Annotated in this window: 17 protein-coding genes; 7 read left to right on the plus strand and 10 right to left on the minus strand. The window is 40.7% G+C overall.

Translation table 11 applies throughout. The annotated features are described in order from the left end of the window. Positions 1 to 83 precede the first annotated feature (83 nt). From ACXAFE_RS18570 to ACXAFE_RS18580, 3 genes are all read right to left on the minus strand, one after another. The gene (locus ACXAFE_RS18570) at positions 84 to 3,467 is read right to left on the minus strand and encodes a S8 family serine peptidase (protein WP_475156216.1); all 3,384 of its coding nucleotides are present in this window, start codon (positions 3,465 to 3,467) and stop codon (positions 84 to 86) included. Positions 3,468 to 3,746: 279 nt separating this feature from the next. Beyond that, on the minus strand, positions 3,747 to 4,283 hold the full coding sequence (locus tag ACXAFE_RS18575; RefSeq protein WP_475156218.1) for a S8 family serine peptidase: 537 nt from the start codon (positions 4,281 to 4,283) through the stop codon (positions 3,747 to 3,749). A gap of 12 nt (positions 4,284 to 4,295) precedes the next feature. Continuing rightward, entirely contained in the window at positions 4,296 to 6,626 is a 2,331-nt protein-coding gene (locus ACXAFE_RS18580; protein ID WP_475156220.1) for a S8 family serine peptidase, read from the minus strand. A gap of 172 nt (positions 6,627 to 6,798) precedes the next feature. On the opposite strand from ACXAFE_RS18580, the gene ACXAFE_RS18585 reads away from it, so the two are divergent. Next, entirely contained in the window at positions 6,799 to 7,914 is a 1,116-nt protein-coding gene (locus ACXAFE_RS18585; protein WP_475156222.1) for an anhydro-N-acetylmuramic acid kinase, read from the plus strand. Positions 7,915 to 8,176: 262 nt separating this feature from the next. Here ACXAFE_RS18585 and ACXAFE_RS18590 read toward each other — a convergent pair whose 3' ends face one another. Further along, complete coding sequence (locus ACXAFE_RS18590; protein WP_475156224.1) at positions 8,177 to 8,527, minus strand: gamma-glutamylcyclotransferase family protein; 351 nt, start codon at positions 8,525 to 8,527, stop codon at positions 8,177 to 8,179. A gap of 83 nt (positions 8,528 to 8,610) precedes the next feature. Here ACXAFE_RS18590 and ACXAFE_RS18595 point away from each other — a divergent pair, with 83 nt between their 5' ends. Together ACXAFE_RS18595 and ACXAFE_RS18600 are read left to right on the plus strand one after the other, a co-directional pair. Next, on the plus strand, positions 8,611 to 9,177 hold the full coding sequence (locus tag ACXAFE_RS18595; RefSeq protein ID WP_475156227.1) for a DUF6942 family protein: 567 nt from the start codon (positions 8,611 to 8,613) through the stop codon (positions 9,175 to 9,177). 273 nt (positions 9,178 to 9,450) lie between these two features. Beyond that, positions 9,451 to 11,580 carry a sensor domain-containing protein gene (locus ACXAFE_RS18600; protein ID WP_475156231.1) on the plus strand — a complete coding sequence of 710 codons (2,130 nt, stop codon included), beginning with the start codon at positions 9,451 to 9,453 and terminating at the stop codon, positions 11,578 to 11,580. Positions 11,581 to 11,625: 45 nt separating this feature from the next. On the opposite strand, the gene ACXAFE_RS18605 is transcribed toward ACXAFE_RS18600, so the two are convergent. From ACXAFE_RS18605 to ACXAFE_RS18615, 3 genes are all read right to left on the minus strand, one after another. After that, the gene (locus ACXAFE_RS18605) at positions 11,626 to 12,066 is read right to left on the minus strand and encodes a hypothetical protein (RefSeq protein WP_475156233.1); all 441 of its coding nucleotides are present in this window, start codon (positions 12,064 to 12,066) and stop codon (positions 11,626 to 11,628) included. Between the two features lie 10 nt (positions 12,067 to 12,076). Next, the gene (locus tag ACXAFE_RS18610) at positions 12,077 to 13,894 is read right to left on the minus strand and encodes a S8 family peptidase (RefSeq protein ID WP_475156236.1); all 1,818 of its coding nucleotides are present in this window, start codon (positions 13,892 to 13,894) and stop codon (positions 12,077 to 12,079) included. Between the two features lie 538 nt (positions 13,895 to 14,432). Next, positions 14,433 to 15,419: a GlxA family transcriptional regulator gene (locus ACXAFE_RS18615; RefSeq protein WP_336436417.1), complete on the minus strand. Its 987-nt coding sequence runs from the start codon at positions 15,417 to 15,419 to the stop codon at positions 14,433 to 14,435. Positions 15,420 to 15,547: 128 nt separating this feature from the next. Between ACXAFE_RS18615 and ACXAFE_RS18620 the strand changes: the two genes are divergently transcribed. Then, a complete protein-coding gene (locus tag ACXAFE_RS18620) occupies positions 15,548 to 17,446 on the plus strand; it encodes a beta-ketoacyl synthase (protein ID WP_475156241.1) in 1,899 nt (632 codons plus the stop codon). A gap of 364 nt (positions 17,447 to 17,810) precedes the next feature. After that, positions 17,811 to 18,410 carry a lytic transglycosylase domain-containing protein gene (locus ACXAFE_RS18625; protein ID WP_054977936.1) on the plus strand — a complete coding sequence of 200 codons (600 nt, stop codon included), beginning with the start codon at positions 17,811 to 17,813 and terminating at the stop codon, positions 18,408 to 18,410. A gap of 23 nt (positions 18,411 to 18,433) precedes the next feature. On the opposite strand, the gene ACXAFE_RS18630 is transcribed toward ACXAFE_RS18625, so the two are convergent. Beyond that, positions 18,434 to 18,667, minus strand: coding sequence for a hypothetical protein (locus ACXAFE_RS18630; protein ID WP_010558399.1), 234 nt, complete (start codon positions 18,665 to 18,667; stop codon positions 18,434 to 18,436). Between the two features lie 415 nt (positions 18,668 to 19,082). On the opposite strand from ACXAFE_RS18630, the gene ACXAFE_RS18635 reads away from it, so the two are divergent. Next, positions 19,083 to 19,955, plus strand: coding sequence for a hypothetical protein (locus ACXAFE_RS18635; protein ID WP_475156243.1), 873 nt, complete (start codon positions 19,083 to 19,085; stop codon positions 19,953 to 19,955). Here the strand turns inward: ACXAFE_RS18635 and ACXAFE_RS18640 are convergent. Beyond that, positions 19,952 to 21,997 carry a putative bifunctional diguanylate cyclase/phosphodiesterase gene (locus tag ACXAFE_RS18640; RefSeq protein WP_475156246.1) on the minus strand — a complete coding sequence of 682 codons (2,046 nt, stop codon included), beginning with the start codon at positions 21,995 to 21,997 and terminating at the stop codon, positions 19,952 to 19,954. The genes ACXAFE_RS18635 and ACXAFE_RS18640 overlap by 4 nt on opposite strands. A 374-nt stretch (positions 21,998 to 22,371) precedes the next feature. On the opposite strand from ACXAFE_RS18640, the gene ACXAFE_RS18645 reads away from it, so the two are divergent. Beyond that, entirely contained in the window at positions 22,372 to 23,094 is a 723-nt protein-coding gene (locus tag ACXAFE_RS18645) for a YebC/PmpR family DNA-binding transcriptional regulator (RefSeq protein ID WP_010558401.1), read from the plus strand. Positions 23,095 to 23,162: 68 nt separating this feature from the next. On the opposite strand, the gene ACXAFE_RS18650 is transcribed toward ACXAFE_RS18645, so the two are convergent. Then, entirely contained in the window at positions 23,163 to 25,331 is a 2,169-nt protein-coding gene (locus ACXAFE_RS18650) for a malate synthase G (protein ID WP_475156250.1), read from the minus strand. Positions 25,332 to 25,425: the final 94 nt, after the last annotated feature.

The following is a 25,425-nucleotide window of genomic DNA, read 5'->3' on the forward strand; positions in this document are numbered from 1 at the left end:
CACTTATCTAATTAATTGGTACGTCAGACAAAAGCACTAAAAAAGCCCGCATTATTGCGGGCTTTTCAATAAAAATGAAATAGTTACTTCACTTTTCTACGACGAATAAATGCCAGTGGTGCAGCAAGCAGTGCAAGCCAACCAAATGAACCTGACGATTTTTTCGTTTTAGGTGGCGTTACTGGTTCAGGAAGTGGATTTTCATTCACATCTGTCACCATAATTTTCACCATCGCTGGCTCAGAAATATTGCCAGCAGTATCGGTAACAACAACTTCCATTTCAATTTCTGTTAGGCCAGCTTCATAATCAAGTACTGACTTATCAGCAACAACAATTTCACCTGACTGTTCTAACATAACCGCATTTGACGTTTGGCTAACGACGATAAACTCTGACGCTAGGTTTGCAAGCTCAGCACCATAAGACACTTCTAGCATTCCAACCACTGTACCATTTTCCGAATTTTCAGCGATTGAGAACTCAGCGTCAGCAAGCATTGGTGAAACTGCGCGGTCAGCGCTTGGTGTTGCGTTAATCGCTTTCGAACCTGATTCAGATAAAATCGTAAAGTTTTTACCTGCGTGCGCAAGGTAAGCAGATTCACCCGGAGCCAACGACTCAACAATATTTTCTTCCGCAGTCATTAATGCTGCAACACCTGTTGATTTCTCAAATGTGAACGTTCCCATTGCATCATCAAGTGATTCATAAGCAATTGGTGTCCAAGTTCCCTCTTCAAGACGGAATCGTACGTCAGCTGTTAACCCCATGTCCTCAGTCGTTAGGCCAAATGCACCTAAACACGACTGAATAGTCATAAAGTTGTTACCAGTTGTGTGATACATGTTGCCTAACCAACCACTTCCTACACCATATGGGTGGGTAAATGATATTTGTGTAGGCTCTACATCATAGAACCACTCAAGCTTACCATTTTGCGCAGTAACGTCATATGTGCCATCGCGGTCTAAATCGAAGTCAACCATAAAGCCACCAATATAGCTATGGCTCACACCTTCATTCATTACAATTGTTGAGAAAACAGAGTAACCTGATTCACAGAATTCAGTCGGCACTTCAATCATTTCAACCGAACCACTCACCAAATCTAAACGCTTGCCTTCGGCAGCATCTGAAACTGTTGTTGGCGCAAAGAATGGTTCAAAGTCGACAGCACCTACGTTAGTCACTTTATGCGCCGTGCCACCTTCCATTTGAACAGGTTCAAATGACAATTCTGCCGCCGCTTTTGGTAACGTGTGATAAACTAAATGAAGTGCTTTTTCACCGCCCTCAGAAAAAATAAGCGCGCCGTCTAATTCAAGATTAGTTAAATCTGTCGTAGCTTCTCGTGTACCAATATTGTCCTGGTTTAATGTCCACTCTGGTAATTTTGCAGGGTCAATTTTAAACGTAACATCAAACGATATAGTTTGACCGCCCGGCACTGTAATTGAATCCGGGTGCATCACCATCAGTGCGCCACGTTCAATATCATTACTGAAACGCTGCTCTAGGCTAAGATCGTAGGTTTTGCTTTCACTTGTAAAGTTTTTAACTTGTACCGTTTTAACGTAGTCAGTTGCTTGTGACGGGTTAATCAAACCAAGTGATAATGCTGCTTGTTTTGTATCTTTTGCCCATGCTGCCACAGGCAGGTTTGCCGCCTTTTCAACATCAACAAGCCCCGCACCAATGTAACTAATCGGCGCCAATTCAGTTTCTGGGTTTAATGAACGCGGCTCCATAGTGACATCAAGGTTTGCCGTATTCATAATAGTAGCTTTAAGTTCTATCGCATTGCGATTTGGATGCGCTTGTTTTAATAAGCTCATTGCACCAGCTGTCATTGGTCCTGAAAATGATGTACCAGTCGCACCAGAAAGGCCTGTGCCTGTGCCCGGGTGAGCAGTCATAATATTCACACCAGGCGCCGTAATTTCAGGTTTTAATAAACCGTCCATTGATGGACCACGTGATGTAAATGATGCGATTGCACCCGATGTAACGATAGCTTCAACATTAATCGAGAATATACCAGACTCTTTTAATGCCATACCGGCTTGATATGTAATACCAACAGATGGAATAGTAACCTCTGTACTGCTACCGCCCATAGGCGCCGGCGTGCCGTCATCGTTATTGTTTGCAATAAATACAAACTCAGCACCTTTTTCTTGCGCCATCAATACTTTTGTAACAAACGCGCAACCACCACGGTCAATCACAACCGCTTTGCCTGTAAAATCGGTACCATCAGCAAATGCTTCGCATGCAGTTTGGTTTGCATCTGGGTAGACAACTTCAAGATCAGTATTTGACAGCATGTAAGGTTCAGATGGACCGAATGACGCAAGCTGAATAATAGCCTCTTCACCGTTAATCGTGCCACTTGGAATTAATGTTTCATCTGTTGGGTGAGTCATTGCACCGACTGATAACGCATTCTCAGAAGTACTTGGTCCACCAACAATAAATGGATAAGCGCCGTCATTACCAGCCGAAATAACAACATTAGTACCGAGCTTCACCGCTTGATTAATAGCAAGGCCAACACCATCCGTTGCGATATCACCAAAATCACCACCCAGCGACATATTTATCACATCAACACGGTCTGAAATATCGCCATCACCATTCGGATCCATCGCCGCCTCTAATGCCATGAACTGAGCAACACCTGGACATCCACCGGCACACACAGAGTACACATAGAGTTCTACATTTGGTGCTATTCCCGATACTGAATGTGATACATGCGTACCATGACTTGTACCGGCATCAATTGGATCTGGGTCCATATTAACAAAATCATAACCGCCCATAACCTGACCTTGTGGCCACGCTACAGCATCTGTTGGGTCTTCAGCTGCTGCAACATATGCGGCTTCAGTACCTTCACCGCCAAATACTGCGTGAGTGTAATCAATACCCGTGTCTAGCACGGCAACTTTAATACCAGTGCCGTTAGCGACATCCGATGCGACTAACTCGGCTGCTTTAATATATTCAGCGCTATCCGCTATATGTAACTCAGAGTCATAAATTGGGAAAATACCCGCTACTTCATTATGTGCTACCAGCTGTTCAATTTCACGCTTGTCACCTTTAACAAGTAAGCCATTAACAAGCTTAGAAGTTTTTGCAACAATGCTAATATTTAGATCCATCGTTTGAATTGCAGATTCAACTAAAGCCTGAGAAGTCATAATCGACGCTGTTTGGCTCACAATATTTGAGCTAACACCTTGGCTTTGCGCTATTGAGGGCGTGTTAAGCTTTACTAACCAAGCACTTGCTTGCTTTACTTCTTTTTCGTCATTCTTGATACTTGCTTGCGCTTGAACTGGTTTTGCGTCACTGTAATTATACTGCTTAAATGTTGCAGCACTTGCTGCAGTTGATGTAATTGCTGCCGCAACTGATAACGCAATTAGCGTTCTTTTGTTACCAAATGTTGTCATTTTTGACTTCCCTCTTAGGTGAACTTTTTATCTGGACAAACTTATTTTTGTAAGTTGAATAACATTAACAACAGAAACACCAAACAACAACATCTCATTTACAATAATTTAAGATAAAATTTGCTTTGTGACTTAATATTGCGCATGAGTCAATAAATAAGAGGTTTTTAAGACTTAACAATACACAAATAGAAATCACAGCAATCCCTTAAATAATTAATCTGAGCCTCAAACAAAAAAAGCCCGCTCAAAAGCGGGCTTTTTCTCTTAAAGCGTTTATTAACGTGCAGTATGACGCGCTTCTAACACTTCAATACGTGCTTCTTTTACAAGGCCTAAACTACGAAGTTTTTTTGCAGCTTCAAGAACATCTTGATTATCATCAACAGAAACAACAGCAATGCCTGTCTCAGTAAATTCGCTCACTAGTTTAAAACCAGTTTGCGCCGCAATATCACCAGCGCTTACATTGTCACCCAACAACACAGAAATATTACCTGAAATAGGTGCAAGATTTCCGGTAAATATGTTGCGTACTAAAGTGCCCGGTAAAACTAAATCGGTTTGTTTATCAAGCTTTACAACTGCCTCATTTCCTCGCTTTTCAACAACAGCATCAGTTGCTGCGATTGAAGCAGGTACTAGCGCTAAGTTTCGCTCTACCTTGTAAGCTCCAAAATCAGGTTTAGTAAAACTTTGAACTTGCTTACTTGCAGCTAAATTCTTTTGCACATTTAGCTCTAAATTATTAACAGCTGCCGCATGAGCGGACAATGTAAGAGCTGCTAAAGTGATCGTTACGTTTTTAAATTTCATTGCAATTACCTCTTAATTAGCAGCATTACCAAATACACGCACTGCAATACCAGTCACTGTAGATGGCGTTGTATTATTCACATAGCCAGTAAAGCCAGCCCAACTAGCCCCGCCATCACTTGCAATAAAGCTAGCATCTGATGTATCCAAAAAGCGGACAGTCCATTCACCTTTTGAAGACTCGCCATAGAAAGCATTAGAAAGGAAAGCGCCATCTTTTAAAATGTAACCAACCTGCCAACCTGTTGAGAAATCAAGTGCTGGATAAGTAAGCGCTTGTTTTGATGAAAGTAAAACACTTCGTGTACCACTTGGCGATGTTATTTCAATAGCAAGGTCAGTGCCTGCTGTTGTTTGAATTACACCGTTATCCGTTTCAAAACCGAGGCCCATTTCAGCACTAAATACGTCAAACTTAAACTGTATAGCCTCAATATCTAGTTCTTCTTCAATTACTATTTTATATTTGGCACCAGTGGCGTTATTATCTGGAATTTCTAACGACAATGGTTCTTGACCCAATACGGAGCCTTCACCTTGCCAAGGTGTGATCACTTCATCGCCAAGATCAACTGAGTATGACTTGGCCATTGCCACAGCGGCACCCGCATCTACACGACCAAATCCATATAAGTTATTGAATTTGTACCCTGCGGCGTTCTCAATCCAACCATCATGAGCAACAAATTCACCTTCACCAACTGTTAATTTGATAGCTTCATTTTCAGCGTCATTTTTCGTTGAAGTCGTTGCAAGAATGTGACGCACGTCACGCCAAGTAAGTTCATTATTTGCAGAAAGAATCAGTGATACCACACCCGATGCATTTGGGGCTGCAGATGATGTACCATTCATAGTTGATACATAGTTACAGCTTGCATTCTCTTCATGTCCAGGGTAGTCAAATGGGTATTGACTCGCTGCAAACTCTTCACCAAAGGCACCTTTCCAATCAACGATAGAACGGCCTTCAAAACCGGAATAACCACTTAAACATGTCATCGAGTCAGTTGTTACCATTGCAGGAGCCCAACGACCGAATTCTCCCGCTGGTGCTGCCACTAAGACGTTAGCACCTGCAGTTGAATAACTAGTGTGCTTACCGTTTGAGTTGACTGCTCCTACTGAGAAATAGTAAGGGTGCGCTTGGCTGCTTTCGCTTGAGCCGTTGTAACATGTAAGTCCTAACGCATTTGCACCGTTATCTTTACAAAAACTACCTTCACGACCACCATCATCAAAACTATTCCCGCTTGATTTAATATTAGTAGCCCCCTTACCACCACGTAGGAATTTGTTCGGGTAAGATTCAACTAGTTCATCAAATTCTGAATAAACTAAATGGGTAGGTACTGTTAAACCATAACTACGGTTAAACGCAGAGATTTCCTCGTTAGGAGAAATACCAGAACCAGGGAAACCATGAATTAAGAAATCCGTCTGCGGAACCTTATCTGAACCTAAATAGTTCATACCAATCAATCCCGTATCAGGTGAAACACCTCGTCCTCCGAGACCATTCCAGCCTTTTGCTGCAATTAAACCCGCAACGCTGGTGCCGTGATCACCACTAATCGACGTACTTGTTGGATCCGTCTTGTCGAATGCACCTAGGTTCAAGTTAAGAGAACGATTTGGTAGTACGTTTGGCGCAAGGTCTTCGTGACGAATCTCAAGCCCTGAGTCAACAACAACTGCTGTAACGCCTGAACCAGTCACGCCGTGTTTATATGCTTCAACAACATTTATATCTTCACCCGGAACAAGATAACGAGCCTCTGCATCTGCAAATTCAGCATCCCAATATGCAATTGCTTCTTCCTCAGTCATGCGATTGAGTACATTTGCAAATAGATCAACCAATCCAGCTTTCATTTCATTGCTCAGTGCAAACGCTTTTTGACCTGTATTGCGTAGATGCCACTGATGCTTAGCAAGTGGGTCACCTTTCACACCTGAAACAACGAGTTGTGCAGACGCTGACTTACCATTTGCAGAAACAGTGTAGTCAATTACTGCATCTTCACCCGAGATATTTACGTATTTAAAGTCAATACCGCTTAGCTCTAACACACCGTGTGAAAACGAATATACGCCATCTTGAGCTGTAACCGTTTCACCGTTTTCACTGAAGCTAACGGTTAATTCATCATAGTTTCCGTCGCGTGCATTTAACTTGCCTTCGAAAACCATCCATTGCATCGCATCAGATACCATCACATCATTTGCCGTAGGCGCAACATCTGGTACCACTGACTTTTTATTATCATCACTTCCGCAGCCTGCTAGAGAAATTAAAATAGCTGCGCTAAGTGCTGATAACTTCAGTTTATTATTTTTCATAACCAACCCTTGTTAATAAGTTAGCGACAAATTAACAAGGTCAAACAAAGCACACAACACGCTATTTACAAACATTTGCATTTTAAATATTTGTTTACATATTTTCGTCTATGACTTTATCTAATGGAATTTATCTTTACAATTGACGAATACGTATTTCAAAATTGAAATCATGAAACAAAATTCTATCTACTACATTGGCATTATGTCTGGCACTAGCTTGGATGGTATCGACATTGCATTAGTTAACATAGTAAACGGGCAAACTAGGTTAGTAGCAAGCTTGGAAACCCCCTTTACAGACTCACTTCATCAGCTGTTATCTTCAATTATTACTAATAAGACATGCAATATTGCTGATATAGGTAATGCGTCTTATCAACTAGCCTGTGAATACGCAGTTGCCGTTAATCACTTACTACAAACGCAGCAAATTGATGCCAACGAAATAAAAGCCATTGGCGCACATGGGCAAACTGTCTTTCACGACCCTAACAGTGAAACACCGCATTCAACCCAGTTATTAAATGCATCTGTGCTCGCCGCTAAAACAGGCATTACTTGTGTACATAACTTCCGCGAAATGGATGTTGCCCTTGGTGGCCAAGGCGCCCCGCTAGTGCCACTTTTTCATCAAAGTTTGTTAGCTCAAATAAATTCTAGTAAGCATAAAGACTCTGTGGTTTTTGCCAATATTGGCGGCATTGCTAACTTAACGATTTGCCACCAAGACACCTTACTTGGTTTTGACTCAGGCCCAGGCAATACACTTATTGACGGTTTTACACAACAAGCATTTGAACAACCATACGATCGTAATGGCGACCTTGCAAAGCAAGGTAAAATCAATCAAGTGTTACTTAAACAACTATTAGACGATGACTACTTTGCGCTGCCTACGCCAAAAAGTACTGGGCGAGAGTATTTCAATCAGATTTGGCTTAGGCAGAAGTGCGCTGAAAATACGCTCAATAACCACGATATGTTAGCAACACTAACTGAGCTTACAGCGCTAACCATTGCAAGCCCTATTCAGTCTGAAGGAGGTACGTTGGTATTGTGTGGCGGTGGTGCTAAAAACGCTTACTTGGTTGCGCGCCTGCAACATCATTTACCAAATTGGCATGTTACTACTAGCGATAATTTTGGCGTCAGTGCCGATTTTATGGAAGCAATAGCGTTTGCTTGGATGGCTTATCGCACGTTAAATCATCTGCCCGCTAATGCGCCCTCTGTAACAGGTGCTAACAAAGCAGCAGTATTAGGGCAGATCACCTTTGCACCTTAGTTTTATAATGGTGCAGATTTGCACCATTATAACCCGAATAGATATAGCTATATTGCTAATCATTTGATTTAAATAACAAACTGATGCTGGCACGGATTTTCCATTACTAATGAAACATGTAAAGGAGAAGCCACTATGAAGTCAATTAAAGATACTTATCTATTTTTATATCAAATTACCCATTTAAACCTAGGTCAATGGAGCGTTGAGCAGCCACATGGCGCGAATGATGCAAAATACTAGGCTTTAACGCTGCTAGTTACTATGCACTTTTTTGCTCTTTACTAGCAGCGTATATCCAACATGCTTGACCATCCTTTGTTTTAGCTTTTATGCGCGTATATTCCGCTACTTCATAACTATCCGCTTGCATTAACTCTTCACTTGAAAGCCAATAGCAATGGCCTGTAACTTCATCAATTTTGTTACCTGTGCGTACTAAAATTGGATGGTATTGCTTACCACTTTTGGCAATAACATCCTCATCCTCGATCTTTACTTCAGACAAAACATATCCTTGGAGCACAGCACGCTCGCCTTCTAATACCCGTCCAAAATTAGCCCGCTGCACATTTTCTTGTTGCAAAGTGCCATAGCTAAACAAACGCTCCATTTTAAACCCTTTTCGTTTGATTCAACCATTTAAGCCTTATCCGCTTTGTGGTATAAATTCGTTTAAAAAACACAGTACTAAACATGTCAGAAATCGGTTTTGGCTGCAATCAATATCAGCTTGCTTTTTATGTTGAAAACGCGCCACAATTTTCCTCATACGCGACTCCAAACTCATTAGTTGAGTTACCCCCTAGTGCGATTAATGAAATCTCAATGGCATGCGGTAATGGCTGGCGAAAACAGTTTAATGTTTACGCTAAATTCATTTACAACTTAAACTCCAGTGTATTTTCGGGTAAAACCGCAGCGCCAACCTGGCAGCAATATCGAGATAGCCAATTACTACAGCAAGGCTCTGCTACCGCATTGTTATTCAGCCCGCCAAACTACAAACGCGCAAATACGCTACATATAATTGCAGGACGAGGTTACGCAAAAAAACTTGCTTCACAAGATCTACTTGGTGGCAATTTAACCTGGCTTAACGACGAATTTGCGTACAATATTGAAAACAAATTACTGGTTTCACCATTTTTAGACTATCGTCAACTTTCTAATCGTAAAATCGATTTTTTAGCGCAAATGTGTGAGCAGCTAATTCAACATAACAGTATTCAGCTAGAACGATTCCAACTACCGCAATTGTAGCGAATATCATTTATACACAAGGCTTTTACTGCTAGTCGTTGTTTATTAAGGTGCAGGGGTTAGTTTTGCATGCAACAAGTCGCTGCTAACGCGACTATTAGTTTAAGAAATAGAGCTAATAGCACCGAAAAAACTACCCACTTAGCGCACTTTCTCTCTAAACCAAAAATTCACCAATTTATTGTTAGAAAAAGACAAGGATTTCAAACATACGGACTTTTTTTGACTACACTTACTACAAGCTAAGCGTATTAAGATAATGGAATAGCTATTTTGGTCAGGAAGTTAAGCAAAGGTTTTGCATTTAACACACAAGCGGTGCTGCAGCACGTCCCGATTGGTTTGTTTGTCGCCAAGCCAACTGGCGAATGCATGTTTGCAAATAATGCGCTGTATCGCGTACTAAACTTAACCAGTACTGATATCGTCGGCAGCAGCTACATTAACGCAATGCACCCAGATGATCGACAAAAAGCCATTAAACACTGGTATGCCTGCACTGCCAAAGGTGCTAATTTTCAATTTACATTCCGATCAGCTGCAAAAACAAAAAATAAGCTGTTATCGATTCACGCTGAACCGCTCATTGAGAACAAAGTAATTACTGCCTATATCGGTGTAGTTGAAGACGTAACAACCATCAATGAAACAGAACGTAAGCTTTATTTAAGCCAGCAACGTTACGAACTAGCTGCAAAAGGTGCCAGCGCTGGGGTATGGGACTGGGATATTTCAAATAACGAGGTATTTTACTCTACTAAATTTACTGAGCTACTTGGCTTTGACAATCTAGCGTTTGGTTGTGATTTTGCTTCCTTCACTGAACAAATCCACCCTGATGACATTAAACAGTTTAAAGCAAGCCTTGAGGTGCACCTAGCCGACCCATTTGAAGCATTTGATATTGAAGTGCGTATGTATAGCGCCAAACAACAAGAGTTATGGTTCCATATTGTTGGTGAAGCTATGCGCGATGAAAAAGGCAATCCGTATCGCATGGTTGGTTCAATGTCTGATATCACTGAGAAAAAGCAATCTCAGCAAGTTATTTGGCACCAAGCTAACTTTGACGCACTCACCCAGTTACCCAATCGTAATATGTTTACCGACAGGCTTAACCAAGAAATCGCCAAAAGTAAGCGCTCAGGCGATAAATTTGCGCTGTTATTTATTGATTTAGACCATTTTAAAGAAGTTAACGATACCATGGGTCACAATGCGGGCGACCTACTGTTAGTTGAGGTATCTGAGCGCCTAAAAATAATTTTACGCGAAACCGATACGGTAGCGCGCATTGGTGGCGATGAGTTTACTGCGCTGCTGTGTAATATTCACAACCTAGCAGATGTTGAAAACATTGCTTCAAAGTTGATTCAAGCGATTGAGATGCCGTTCTACATAAATAATGAATCAATATTTATTTCGGCCAGTATTGGTATTACTTTGTTTCCTGATCACAGCGAAAAAATGGAAGAATTACTGCGTTTTGCCGATCAAGCAATGTACTTATCGAAAGAAGAGGGGCGCAAACAATACCGTCATTTCAACAAAACCTTACAAGAAAAAACTGAAAAAGCGCACCTACTCACACAGGAATTACGTCTTGCTGTGATTAACCAGCAATTTGAAGTTCTTTATCAGCCAATTTTATCAATCTCTGATTTAAAAATTCATAAAGCAGAAGCGCTACTGCGCTGGCATCATCCCGAACTTGGTATGGTGAGCCCCGCTGACTTTATTCCACTCGCTGAAACATCAGGAATGATTATTGATATTGGCAACTGGGTGTTTCAACAGGCTGCCGAGCAAGTAAAAAAATGGCAATCAAGCTATGATCAACACTTTCAAATTAGTGTTAACCGCTCCCCCGCGCAATTTCAGTCAAGCGTCAGTAAGCACGATGTCATTTGGCTCAATACTTTACTACAACTAAGTCTTAAGCACGGTATTTGTATCGAAATTACCGAAGGTTTATTACTTGATGACAATGAAGAAATAAAAGAAACACTTAAAAAGTTTCGCTCAGCAGGCGTAGCAATATCTCTTGATGACTTTGGCACCGGGTACGCCGCGCTATCTTACCTTACCAAGTTTGAACTCGACTACTTAAAAATCGATCGCGCCTTTGTCATGAATCTTGAAAGTTCGGCACAAAACCAAGCGCTGTGTGAAGCTATTATTGTAATGGCGCATAAATTAGGTTTAAAAGTAATCGCGGAAGGTGTTGAAACACAAGAACAATTATTCATATTAGAGGCAGCTGGGTGCGACTATGCTCAAGGTTATTTTGTCTCTAAGCCAATTAACCATCAATTGTTTGAACGAGAACTTGCCAACCAAGATCCCTTTGCGGTGCAGCAAAAGTTAAAGCAAAACTCATTTAAAAAAACGTCTGCTATTTAGCCCAAATAGCAGACGTTAACTATACTAATGCGTGATTTAATAACGTTATTTTTCAATAACGCCTTTATCAACGAGCTCTAATGTTACCGAGCTTACACCTTCTAACTTTTTCAGTGCATCAACTAATGGCAACAAATCACGCTGACTTTGTGACTTAAGAATGTAATAAGATTTAAATGCTTGCTTTATAATCAAGTCATTATCTTTATTAAATTGCTCAAAATCTACATCATCTGAAAGCTTTACGATAATCTCGCCCGTAACTGTGTAGGCATTTAGCCCACTAACATCAAATACATCTAATCCAGGCACAATCAATTTTGTACCATTAGTTTTAAACGTTTTATCGTTCAAAATCACTTCAGATTGATCTAATGTGAGTTGTTCAACTGGAGTAATTGTTAAGCCTTTAAATTGCTCGGCACTATTCGCTAGTGCAGCTTGTGTGCTTAGAGTTAACGCCGCGATGATAAATAATTTTTTCATGTTTTACTCCTTAATGACCAATTACGCGTAGCGACCAGTCTTTCAACACGCCGTTGTCTGCATTGTTATTTCGGTTAAAGCCAACTAGGCCGATACTTGCATTGTAACCAACAGTAAAGCTAGAACCTTTATCTGTATCAATTACTTTTAACTGCCATTCACCTTGTGCTGTTTCGCCATAAAAATGGTTGCTAAGCATTAATGTATCGGTATATCCACCTTCAGTGCTACCTAACCAGCCTGTACGTGCACTCATTAATACTGAGCGAGTCCCAGAAGGCGAAATTAACTCAATAGCAAGGTCGCGTAAGCGAGTATGATCAATATTCAATTTCACTTGAACTGCTTCAACAGTCACATCTTGCTCAAACGCTAATGTGCTGGTTGCGCCAGTTAAACTTGCATCAGGAATTTCAGCGTTGGCGATTTGTGTTTGCCACGGCGTAATCACTTGCTCAGGCAACGGCGCCACCGGTGTGAATAAGGCCTTATATACTGCATCATCCACATCAACCGCACCAAAACCGTAATACTGGTGGAAGTTATAACCCGCTGCATTTCGTTGCCAAGATGGAATCGCATTATAAGTAACTAGCTCACCATCGGCATTTTCAAATGTTAAATCAACACCTGGGTGGTTTTCATCTGTTTTGCGTGCTGTTTGCGCTAAAATATGACGAATCGAACGAGCGTCAAGTGCATGATTTGCAGACATAATATTCGCTATTGCACCAGATGTATTAGGTGCCGCTGACGACGTACCATTCATTGTGCCTGTATAATCACAGTTCGGATCTAGCTCAGAGCCACCATGCAATGCATTGCCATGCTCGCCCGCTACATTGCTACCAGCTTCACACCCTTGTAAGTCAATCGTTACCATCGCAGGTGCAGCTTCGCCAAACTCACCGCCCGGCGCCGCAACAAATACGTTTGAACCCACAGATGAATAAGACGTTAGCTTACCATGCGCGTCTAACGCTGACACAACTAAGTTCCAATGGTTATTGTTATCCGGCGCAATATTTGCGTTATGGAAAGGTAAACCTTGGTTATTAAAGAACTGATTGTTTTCGTAAGGCAGCACTAAAATTGGCACACCTTGGTAATAAGCGTTATATGTACCGAACGAATTCCCCGCCGATTTAACATAAACAGAACCACGCCCCCAATGGCTTTCTTCAGTAATGTAGCGATAAACATCATCTTGTAGTTCTTGCCACGGGTTTAGTACGTAATCGTGCACAACCGGTGTCGCTGGTGTGCTGCCATAGCTTTGGTTAAACACTCGCGGATCGGTAAAACGATCTAATTGACGAAAATCTTCTGACAAACCGTGAGACACAAGCCAGTTACCAACGGTTTGATTAGGTAAATAGTTAAAGCCAACAATATTGGCGTGAGGTGCAACACCGCGCCCACCTAATCCATTTGCCTCGGTAGCAGCAATTAAGCCTGCAACCGATGTACCATGACCATTATTATCTTGTGGATAATCTGATCCGTCACCTAAATTAAGAGAACCCGCCACAACGTTAGCTCTTAAATCTGGGTGGTCAATCTCTACACCTGAATCGATCACAGAAACTGTAATACCACGACCTTTAATACCCATTAGATGCGTGAAATCGATATCAAGATCATTGCCGGATGTTCCCGTAGACTGCGAGAAACCGGTTTGTCCAATGTTCTGCAGGTGCCACTGCTCAGCGACTAATGGATCGCCATTTTGTAAAGGAAAAGTTGAATCAGTAATTTTTGCAATTGCTGGCGTGCAAGCAAGTATTACACTTGCAGCCAACAAGGAAGGTTTTATTTTTATTTTCATTTTGTCCCCTGAAATTTATTATTTCCCCTTTAATCGGGACGGTCATTAAAAACAGATAACAATAAAAAAGAAAGTACGGCGATAGGAGTAACAGCAAACCATGAAGATAAACCATAAACCACTGATTTTAAATAAATTAATTATGACAGCGCTGTCTTTTTAGGCCTACTCACACATTCCTAACCAATTGAAATATAAGAGTTTACATTTATTTACAGTAATTTAACAAAAATCAAATAAGTTAGATTATTCAGCTATAACAAGGACGCGATTAGCAGCTGTCGCTAGCCTTTACTTTCGCCCTCTCCAATGCACATGAACTCTAAAAAATCATCGCAAACAAGTGTATTGAATCTCTGTTCGGTACATACCGAAGTAACATTTACTATATTGAGCTTTCTCGGCATACTTTCGCAGATGGCCAATTTGTTAAGCCGTTTTTGCGCACAGTAAGTTGCGAAAAACTTTAAACCCAATTACAAAAATAAATCTTAGATCACTGCTTAACCTTTATTCCAAACATCTAGATAATTTAAAATCACGAATCCGTTTTAAACAATTTTTTCCTCACCAATAAACGGTAATCTGACGGTGTTTGTTTTAACTCGCGCTTAAATACTTTGGTGAGATAGCCTTGGTCAACATAACCTACAGCTACCGCTACATCTTGCACGGTTAGGTTGGTCGATGCCAATAACTCTTGCGCCATTTCAAGGCGCATTTTTTGCAGATAGTGATTAGCTGTGGTACCCGTAGCTGCTTTAAAACGCCGTGATAACGTGCGCTGGCTAATCCCAAATTGCTCAGCAACATGCTGCATTGATAATTCGCTCGACGCGTTATTTTTAAGCCAAAATTGGATTTGCGCAATGAGCTCATCGGCATGTCTATCGACAGCTCCCTCTAAATAGCGCTGCTCTTCGTATGGCTTTCTAATTTCATGAGAGAAGTTACGTTCCACATTTTGCGCGGCATCTCGCCCAAATAATTGGGCAATTAAGTAAACCATAATATCAGCCAGCGAGTTTAAACTGGCCGCACAAAAAATACGCTCCGATTGCGTAATAAAAAATTCAGGCTTTAGATCGACCTTAGGATAGTCTTTTCGAAATTGTTTAGCATAATGCCAATGCGTTGTTGCTGCGTGGTGATCAAGCAAGCCTGCTTCCGCAAGCAAACAATTACCAGTACCGACACCGACAATTGTTGCCCCTTGTTGCCATTGAGCTTTCAAATAGCCAATCGCTGCTTGGTTTTGCTTAATAACAGGGCGAGGATTTCGCCAGATCCCCGGCACAATAATAAAATCGGCATTGTCATCACAGCCAACAGTTAATTCGGGTAAAAAAGCACACCCCGCGCGGCATTGGATCAGCTCTTGTTTATCGGCTACAAACTTAATATCAAGCTTATGATTTTTACGGTCATGAAATGATGCTTCGCCCGCTTTAAGCATTTCTACTGGCAGCGTAACGCTGGTCGCCAATATTTGGGGATACAATAAGAGTCGTACTTTTGTTGTCATAATAACTGCTCAAACCAGTTTAAAATGGCCAAATACACCAAAACTATGTCCAATTAAACACAAACTGAAACTTAAAATCAAAATAAACTGTGTCTAAATAACGCAAACTGTATATATCTAGGGTTTTTATGACTGCATTACCTATTGTTGTTGGAATGGGTGGTATTAATGCCGCAGGACGCACATCTGCTCACCAAGGGTTCCGTCGCATTGTAATAGATAAATTAACACAAGAAGCGCGACAAGAAACATTTCTTGGCCTTGCAACGTTAATGAATCTAGTACGCCAAGAAAACGGTGAACTTGTTGACCATGAAAACCAAGCTATTTGCGCAAGCGAAATCGAAGCTAAATTTGGTGAGCAAATTATTGCTGGCACCTTAATTCGTAAGATTGAAAACAACCATTTTGATGTTGATGCTACTCATGGACATCAAAAAATGACGGTAATGCCAAGTGAAGGCAACAGCATTGTATTTGAAACAAGTGCGCGTCACTTACCGTCACCCCAGCCGCGCGATTGGCAAATAGAAAACTTGGAAGGCGGTAAAGTTAAAGTAACGATTAACGGTGAATTATCACTTAAGCACGATACCTACCGCGACAATCCAATTAAAGCAGCTGGTCAGTTTCCAACGGGATTTGATCCAAGCACGCTTTATAACAGCCGCTATCAGCCTCGTGGCTTACAAGCCACTATTTTTGCCGCGACTGATGCGATCAAATCGACCGGTTTAGCGTGGCAAGATGTACTTGCTGTTGTCGACCCTGATCAAATCGGTACTTATTCCGCATCGGTTGCAGGCCAAATGCAAGATGAAGCATTCGGCGGCATGATGAAAAACCGCTTAAGAGGCGATCGTGTTAGCACCAAAAACTTAGCACTTGGTTTAAATACCATGTCGACGGACTTTATTAACGCTTATGTAACCGGCAATGTAGGTACAACCTTCACTACATCAGGCGCATGCGCTACCTTCTTATATAACTTACGTGCAGCAGTGCACGATATTAAAACGGGCCGCACCCGTGTTGCAATTGTTGGCAGTGTTGATTGTGCAATTACGCCTGAAATTGTTGAAGGCTTTGGCAATATGAGCGCACTGGCAAATATTGAAGGCTTGAAAAAGCTTGATAATAGCGATATCCCAGATTTACGTCGCACCAGCCGTCCATTTGGTGAAAACTGCGGCTTTACCATAGGTGAAGGCGCACAATTTGCGGTATTAATGGATGACGCCTTAGCATTAGAGCTTGGCGCTGACGTTATGGGCTCAGTACCTGATGTATTTGTAAACGCTGATGGCATCAAAAAATCAATTACTGCGCCAGGTCCAGGTAATTATATTACGATGGCAAAATCAGTAGCACTTGCAACAAGCATTCTCGGTGAAGAAGCCGTACAAAAGCGTAGCTATATTCTTGCCCATGGTTCAAGTACACCACAAAACCGTGTAACTGAGTCAATCATTTATGACCGCGTTGCAAAAGCGTTTAATATTGATAATTGGAAACTGGCCGCGCCAAAAGCCTTTGTTGGTCATACAATTGGCCCAGCAAGTGGCGACCAAATGGCCATGGCACTTGGTATTTTTAGCCATAACATTATGCCGGGTATCACCACAATCGATAAAGTCGCTAACGACGTTTACGCCGAGCGCCTTGATATTCGTACTGAGCACTATGAGTGTGAAGCGCAAGATATTGCCTTTATTAACTCAAAAGGCTTTGGCGGTAATAACGCTACAGCGCCCATGTTCTCAGCAAACATTACGCTAGAGATGCTCACTAAACGTCATGGCGAAAGTGCAATGGCATCGTATCGCGATAAACTCACACAAACTAAACAAAACCAAGCTGATTACAGCGCGGCTGCAAATTTAGGTGATTACCAATTAATTTATCGCTTTGGTGATGGCTTAATTGATGAAAACGATATCGAATTAACGCAAGAAACCCTTTCTTTGCCTGGTTTTACGCACTCTGTAAAGCTAACTGCAAGCAACCCTTTCGATGATATGGTGTAAGCAAATTCACTTCCTTCAAATAGGATACACTGTCATCTACTAAAGGCGCATTAAGCGCCTTTTTACTTTTTTGCCGTCTTTATAGATACTTACTTAACTAGCTCATCATGGTTATACGCTACATAACATACTAACTACATTTTAATTTATCGATATAGCATAGCGCTCAATTGTAAATTCAGCTTTGTTAGCATTTCATTTATCAATAACAGAATTTATCTAATTCTTCTAACTAGGCTACAAAGCACATCTAAAAACAGGTAAAGTAACCACCATTGAAAGAGTTGAAAATCTGCTCTTTCAGACCATAATTACAATAATACGTTATACCTTACCGAAAATGATTTTTAGACTACTTCTAATAATGCTGTTTTTCGCGTTTTCAGCGGCTGCTAAACCTATTTATCAGTACGTTAAAAGTGATGGTTCTATTGCTTTTACCGACCGAAAACCAATTAAACACAGCTACAGTATTTATCGTACGGGCTGTTATGCCTGCCAACTGCGCTCGTCTTTAAATTGGCATAAAATTCCTATCTATCCAGACAAGTATCATTTAGAAATAGCGACAGCAAGTAAGCAACATAACGTTGACCCTGCACTCGTTCGCGCGATGATCCACGCTGAATCAGCATTTAAAGCCAATGCACGTTCAAAAAAAGGCGCAATAGGATTAATGCAACTGATGCCAGCAACGGCTAAATACATGGGCATAAAACGCCCAACTAAGCCGAGCCAAAACATCTTAGGTGGTGTTAAGTATTTATCTTATTTATTAGAAAAGTTTAATGGCAATATCAGGTTAGCAACGGCTGCATATAATGCAGGCCCTAATGCCGTTAAAAAGTACCGAGGCATACCACCATTTGCAGAAACGAAAGCGTATGTCGAACGCGTTGGCATACTGCACAACCGTTATCGTGTGGCAATAAATAAAAAGAAAAGAAAAATTTCACCCAGCTAGGGTAAATAAGGAAGCTGTGGTGGTTAACTCACCCACCACAGTAGAATCAATGCAAAAATAACAACACTTAAACGGAGCAATGGCCCTTTAAGTGTTTCAAAGGTTTTTCCCTTTAGCTTGTTAATAGCTGCTTGCTCAGTACATGCCGCTACTTTATCAATATAGCTATAACCCGATTTTTCATAGCTTTTGCAAATTGCTTTGTCAGCAGGAATGGCTTTTAGCTCATCCCCTTTTTTTAGGATATAAAAATCCATAACGCACCGTTATTTTTATTTCTCTAACCAATACTAACTTCGGTATTTTTGCCCAAGGCAAAAAAGTGGCGGCCATTAAATACTAAGTAGAAAAAAAGTGCAATACGCAATTAGCAATAGTGAATAAAAATTTACCAAGCAAACGAATAAGCTTTACATTCGTTATGTAATTGCAATAACAATTCATTTTTCAAAATGCTATTAATCTCGATCGTCAATTTTGAATCACACTCTACGCTAAGGAAATTTCCTAAGGGTTGCGCAGCTGTAGATTAAATAAAATCCACATGAGCGTTTAAAAAGCACTCAACTGTTAAATTGGATTACAAAATTTCACACTTTATTAGCAATTTCACTTATTTGCTGCGGCTAATTGCTGCTATTATCGTCACCGCTGTATCGTAATGAGTTGGCTATGTGCAATTTAAACCGCTTTACATATCACTGTTTTTTACCAGTTTTAATGCTTGGCATAACAACTGGTGCGAATGCTGTTGAAATTAAAGTAGGCCAAAGCCATTCAGATTTACCGCTAGATCAATCTGGCACACTGACCAGTGTAACACCCAGTGGCACGAGCTTTTCATTAGCACACGACTTTAGTGAGAGCGTGCGAGTCAGTTTAGATTATATAAACTGGGAAGATACCCACTTTTCACGAAAAGCGAATTCATTAAAGATTGATTCACAATCTTACGCCGCAACGCTAACCTATTTCATTGAAAACTTTGCGATATCAGGAAATTACACTTATTGGCAAAGTGACTATCGAGAATCATTTTTAGATCTTCCCTCATCACAACATAAAACATATGCCCCCAGTTACGGACTGTCCGTAGGCTATGGTATGTTTTTTGACGACTGGGTTATCGAACCGTCGTTACTTGTGCAATACAACGAATGGCGTTATCGCGATGTTATGGTTGAACAAAATGAAATGGCGCTAACGTTACTGGATGCACTAGAAGATGAAACTGTAGTGTTAAGCGGCTTACTTTCGGCGTCAAAGATCATTGAAATTAAACCCGATACCTATTTACTTGCAGGTGGCGTTATACGCTGGAATGAACTGTTTCAAGGCGATGGTACTAAACAAACCAATAAGTTTGTCAGTTTTGCAGGCAGAAAGTCGTATCCTCACAATACTGATGATGACTACGCTGAACTAAGTGTATTTATCACTTATGACATCACGCCCGAGTGGATGGTTGAGCTTGATAGCAGTATTGCATTTTTACCACATGATAATGTGTCGAGCGTAAGCTGGCGTATTGGGTATCGTTTTTAAACGGACTTTTTTTTAAATTCAGCCAGCCAATTTGGAAAAGTGTCTATAGGTTGTGGCTTTGCATAAAAGTAGCCTTGGCAATAATAACAGCCAAACTCAGCTAACTTATTAACCTGCCCTTGTGTCTCTACACCCTCAGCAAGTACATTTAACCCAATACTTTTTGCGATGTTAACTACCGCTTGTACTATAGTTTGGTCACTTACATCGGTTTCAATATTATCAATAAAGCATTTATCAATTTTAATGGTATTAACGGGCATCATTTTTATGCGATGGAGTGATGAATAACCCGTGCCAAAATCATCAATGGCGATTGGAAATCCTATTAAATTGAGTTCTTTCAATATCGCTAAATGATCTGCATCTTGATTGCTAAATAATGACTCAGTGACCTCAATTTCTACTTTATTTGCTGCAACGAGTGTTTTGCTAAGTAAGTTTCTTAAACCTATAAGATAATTAGGGTTTAAAAACTGCGCTAACGATACATTAACTGCAACTGTACCATCAAAAATATTGCCCAACAGCCACTGTCTGAAATGTGTTAATGCTTGCTCCATTACCCAATCACCAATCTCACATATAAGCCCACTCTCTTCTGCAATGGGTATAAATGTGTCAGGTGAAATACTCCCTAATTCAGGGTGTTGCCAACGTAACAAACACTCAATCGCGAATACCTCATTGGTGGCACTATTCACTTGAGGCTGAAAGTAAACGGTAAGTTGGTCGCGCTTTATCGCGGTTTTTAATCCTTCCTCTAATTTATTTCGAGTAGAAAGTGCTTGTTTTATTTGATTATTAAACAATTGAATATAATCATATTGCTGCTTTTTGGCATGGTACATCGCCATTTCTGCATACGCGAGGATATCATTATGTTCTTTGCTATGTTCAGGAAATATTGCCGCACCAATATTGACGGATAACTTAATGTTTTGTGTACCGAAATAAAAAGGTTCGTCAAAATAAGCTGCGATATTTTGGCAAATTTTGTCGATATTTTGTGGCACATTTTGTTCGCTCATCAAAATCACAAATTGATTGCCGCTGAAACGCGCCAACGTGTCTGAAAGACGGATTCGTTTTGTTAATCGCTTAGCTATTTCTTTAAGTATATGGTCGCCTGCTGCATGCCCTAGCGCATCATTCACCGTTTTAAAACGACTTACATCAAGCATAATTATGGCATAAGGCACATTTTGTTTTTCGTATAACATTTGTGCAATACTTAAACGTTGGTTAAATAATTTTAGATTTGCTATGCCAGTAAGTTGATCATGAAATTCAAGAAATTCTTGTTGATTAGTGAGCCTTTTCGATTCAGATAAATCATTAAAATGTGCAATGTAATGAGATGTTTTTTTACCGCTCTTTAATGAATTAATGGTGAGCCATTCAGGATAAATATCACCTGTTTTTTTCTTGTTCCATACCTCACCAGCCCATGCGCCTTTTTTTTCAAGAGAATCCCACATTTGATCATAAAAGGAAGCTGATTGCATACCTGAACTTAACATTGCGGGCGTTTTACCGATTACTTCATCACTCTTATAACCGGTAATATTCGTAAATGATTGGTTTACATATTCAATGTTCCCAGAGCTATCGGTAACTAAAATACCATCGCTCGCTTGGTTAATGATATTATTTGTTAACAGCAGTTTTGCTTCATATTCTTTGCGAACGCGAATATCTCGGATAAGACCAAAAAACAACCCCTGATTATTCGGCACCGCACTTGCCATTACTTCAACATCAACGACGTCGCCGCTTTTAGTTACGTGCTTACTCTCAAATCTAACGCTACCAAATTCAGTGATTTTAGCGATTCTATCATTGGTATCTTGATTTGATTCAAAGAGTTCGAAGTCTTCAATGAGATGGCCAACAACTTCTTGTTTACTGTACCCTGTAAGTGATAAATATTGTTCGTTAACATCTAGGATAACACCATGCTTGTTGACCAGCCAAAAGCCGTCAAGCATCCGGTCCACCAGTAAGTTTAAACTTATATCGCCCTGTCCATAATCCTTCACAGTGCCATTAACTCCATAAACTTAAAATAGCTGTTGTTACTTTGTGCCACTAGCATTAAAAAGCTTTCTTTTAATTTATTCTTTTAAGTAAAAGATCGCCCTGTTAGCGCAAAGCCTAAGTTATTGTCTCAATGAATAATATGAAGATTTAAAAAAAACATGTAGAAATAATAGACTATGAGCAAAAAATTTAAAGCTGAAACAGTAATATAAATAAAGGAAATACCAAAAATAAAAAATATATATGTGTTTTATAACCAACAAGCTTACTGACTTGCAATAATTGTTAATCTTGCGTTGCTACTAGCTGTTTTAATCCTTACTTGTTAGAATCATGCAACTAAATTTCCTGCGAGAATAGAGAGTGAATTAAGATGGGAAGAGCGTTTGAAGTTCGCAAGAACGCGATGGCTAAAACAGCAGCCGCAAAAACAAAAGTAAACTCTAAATACGGTAAAGAGATCTATGTAGCGGCTAAAAACGGCGGCGCAGAGCTAGATACTAACTTGTCGTTAAAACGCCTTATCGAAAAAGCAAAGAAAGACCAAGTACCTGCACACGTAATCGACAAAGCGATTGAAAAAGCAAAAGGCGGCGCTGGCGAAGATTACCAACCAGCACGCTACGAAGGCTTTGGTCCAGGTAACTGCATGGTTATTATCGATTGTTTAACGGACAACCCAAACCGTACTATTAAAGATGTACGTTTAGCATTTACTAAAACTAACTCAAAAATTGGTGGCCCAGGTACAGCTGCACACAGCTTTGATCACCAGGCTGTATTTGCATTTGCAGGCGACAACGACGAAGAAGTGCTAGAAGCACTAATGATGGCAGACGTTGACGTAACTGATGTTGAAGTTGAAGATGGCATCGTTTCAGTATTTGCACCACACACTGAGTTCTATAACGTTAAAACTGCTCTGGCAGAAGCATTTCCAGATGTGAAACTAGATGTTGAAGAAATCACTTTCGTACCACAAACAAGTGTGGATATTGAAGGCGATGATATTCCGCTTTTCCAAAAGTTTATGGATATGCTTAACGATAGCGATGATGTTCAAAACATCTACCACAACGCAATCGTGCAAGACTAATCAAAATTATATAAAAAAGGCCTGATTTTTCAGGCCTTTTTTGTACTAAACTTGATAAATCAGCACATTTAATTCGCCGCTTTAAACTCTAAACGACGGCGGTGTAACACTGGCTCTGTATAACCGTTCGGTTGTTTTGTACCTGATAATACTAGCTCTAGTGCCGCTTGAAACGCCACGCTCTGCGCGTAATTATCTGACATTTTACGGTAATTAGCGTCGCCTTCATTTTGTTTATCAACCACTTTGGCCATTGCTTCTAGGGTGTCAATTACTTGTTTCTCGCTGCAAACACCATGGCATAACCAGTTAGTCATATGCTGTGATGAAATACGCAATGTGGCTCTGTCTTCCATCAAGCCCACATTATTAATATCAGGCACTTTAGAGCAACCAACTCCCTGCTCAACCCAACGTACCATATAACCTAAAATACCTTGTGCATTGTTGTTCAGCTCATTTTGAATCGCATCAGAGGTCATAGATTTTGGTTCTGGATGAAGTGGCGGACACAAAATATCATCCACATTAGCGGCAACGCGCTGTTTAATTTCCTGTTGTAAGCTAAATACATCCTGCTGGTGATAATGCATTGCGTGCAAGGTTGCGGCAGTTGGCGATGGCACCCAGGCCGTATTTGCGCCACTTTGCACATGCGCGGTTTTTTGTACTAGCATTTGCGCCATTTCATCTGGCATTGGCCACATACCTTTACCAATTTGTGCTTTACCGCTTAAGCCACATGCTAAGCCTACATCCACATTGTTGTTTTCATACGCGCCAATCCACTTTTGCGCTTTAATTGCATCTTTTGGCAACATTGGTCCTGCAAGCATACTAGTATGAATTTCATCGCCTGTTCTGTCTAAGAAACCAGTGTTGATAAAGATAACGCGCTCTTTCGCCTCAGCGATACACGCAGCGAGGTTAACCGAAGTACGACGCTCTTCATCCATAATACCCATTTTTAAGGTATTCTCTGGCAAATTAAGTAAGCTTTCTACCTTACAAAATAACGTATTCGCATAAGCCACTTCTTCTGGGCCATGCATTTTCGGTTTTACAATATTAATGCTATTGGCTCGGCTATTTTTCCGGGTGCCTTTACCTTTTAAATCATGCAATGCTATCAATGATGTAATAACCGCATCCATAATGCCTTCGAATACTTCATCGCCATTTTTATCGAGAATCGCAGGATTTGTCATTAAGTGACCAACATTACGCACGAGCATTAAGCTACGACCTTTGAGCTGTTGCTCATCACCACTTAAATCTGTGTAGGTTAAATCTGGGTTAAGCGCACGTGTAAGTGTCTTACCACCTTTTTCAAATTCAACCGATAAATCGCCTTTGTTTAAACCAAGCCAGTTGCTGTATACACCTACTTTATCTTCTGCATCAACCGCGGCAACAGAGTCTTCGCAATCCATAATGGTGGTTAATGCCGACTCAAGCACAATATCTTTTATATGCGCGCTATCTTGTTTGCCAATTTGATGGTTTTCATCAAACTGAATCACAATGTGTAGCCCATTGTTTTTAAGAATTAACTCTGTAGGTTGCTGTTTAGTACCGTTATAGCCCACCAACTGCTCTGGTGATTGCAATGCGCTTTGGCTTACATTGTTTAACGTCACAATCAGCTTGCCATCAACAATCGCGTAATCACTGGCATCTTTGTGTGAACCATATGTTAGTGGTAATGCTTGGTCTAAAAACTCACGGCCAAAATCAATTACCGCATTACCACGTACAGGGTTGTACTCACGTCCGGCTTCACGACCATTGTCGTACGAGATAGCATCGGTGCCATATAACGCATCATACAATGACCCCCAACGGGCATTCGCTGCATTAAGCGCAAAGCGCGCGTTGCTGACTGGCACAACCAGCTGCGGGCCTGCCATAGTGGCAATTTCAGGCTCAACGCTTTCAGTTACCACAGTGACATCGCTAGGTGCTGGTTTTAAATAGCCAATTTGCTGTAGAAATTGTTTGTAATGGTCAAACTCAAAGTTTGAATGCGCTTGATGGTATTGATCAATTTGCACTTGTAGATCATCACGTTTCACTAACAGTGCGCGGTTAATCGGTGTCATTTCAGACACAATTTTTGAGAAGCCCTGCCAAAAGTGCTCCACATCAATGCCCGTACCTGGAATAACTTGATGGTTAATAAATGCGTATAAGCTGGGATCAACAGCTAACCCTGCATGGTGAATACGTGTTGTCATAAGTTTTCTCACCTTGAAGTGGCACACAATTGTATGCGTTTAAATAATTTGGTTATTTGATTCTATCTAAGTTACACAAGAAAGCTTGCTTTTG

It is taken from the genome of Pseudoalteromonas sp. ABV4_021, from assembly GCF_056159365.1.

Bases quoted from the DNA above. Each gene is read 5' to 3' on its own strand.
- ACXAFE_RS18570 (WP_475156216.1), bottom strand. From the start codon at position 3,467: ATGACAACATTTGGTAACAAAAGAACGCTAATTGCGTTATCAGTTGCG.
- ACXAFE_RS18575 (WP_475156218.1), bottom strand. From the start codon at position 4,283: ATGAAATTTAAAAACGTAACGATCACTTTAGCAGCTCTTACATTGTCC.
- ACXAFE_RS18580 (WP_475156220.1), bottom strand. From the start codon at position 6,626: ATGAAAAATAATAAACTGAAGTTATCAGCACTTAGCGCAGCTATTTTA.
- ACXAFE_RS18585 (WP_475156222.1), top strand. From the start codon at position 6,799: ATGAAACAAAATTCTATCTACTACATTGGCATTATGTCTGGCACTAGC.
- ACXAFE_RS18590 (WP_475156224.1), bottom strand. From the start codon at position 8,527: ATGGAGCGTTTGTTTAGCTATGGCACTTTGCAACAAGAAAATGTGCAG.
- ACXAFE_RS18595 (WP_475156227.1), top strand. From the start codon at position 8,611: ATGTCAGAAATCGGTTTTGGCTGCAATCAATATCAGCTTGCTTTTTAT.
- ACXAFE_RS18605 (WP_475156233.1), bottom strand. From the start codon at position 12,066: ATGAAAAAATTATTTATCATCGCGGCGTTAACTCTAAGCACACAAGCT.
- ACXAFE_RS18610 (WP_475156236.1), bottom strand. From the start codon at position 13,894: ATGAAAATAAAAATAAAACCTTCCTTGTTGGCTGCAAGTGTAATACTT.
- ACXAFE_RS18615 (WP_336436417.1), bottom strand. From the start codon at position 15,419: ATGACAACAAAAGTACGACTCTTATTGTATCCCCAAATATTGGCGACC.
- ACXAFE_RS18620 (WP_475156241.1), top strand. From the start codon at position 15,548: ATGACTGCATTACCTATTGTTGTTGGAATGGGTGGTATTAATGCCGCA.
- ACXAFE_RS18625 (WP_054977936.1), top strand. From the start codon at position 17,811: ATGCTGTTTTTCGCGTTTTCAGCGGCTGCTAAACCTATTTATCAGTAC.
- ACXAFE_RS18630 (WP_010558399.1), bottom strand. From the start codon at position 18,667: ATGGATTTTTATATCCTAAAAAAAGGGGATGAGCTAAAAGCCATTCCT.
- ACXAFE_RS18635 (WP_475156243.1), top strand. From the start codon at position 19,083: ATGTGCAATTTAAACCGCTTTACATATCACTGTTTTTTACCAGTTTTA.
- ACXAFE_RS18645 (WP_010558401.1), top strand. From the start codon at position 22,372: ATGGGAAGAGCGTTTGAAGTTCGCAAGAACGCGATGGCTAAAACAGCA.
- ACXAFE_RS18650 (WP_475156250.1), bottom strand. From the start codon at position 25,331: ATGACAACACGTATTCACCATGCAGGGTTAGCTGTTGATCCCAGCTTA.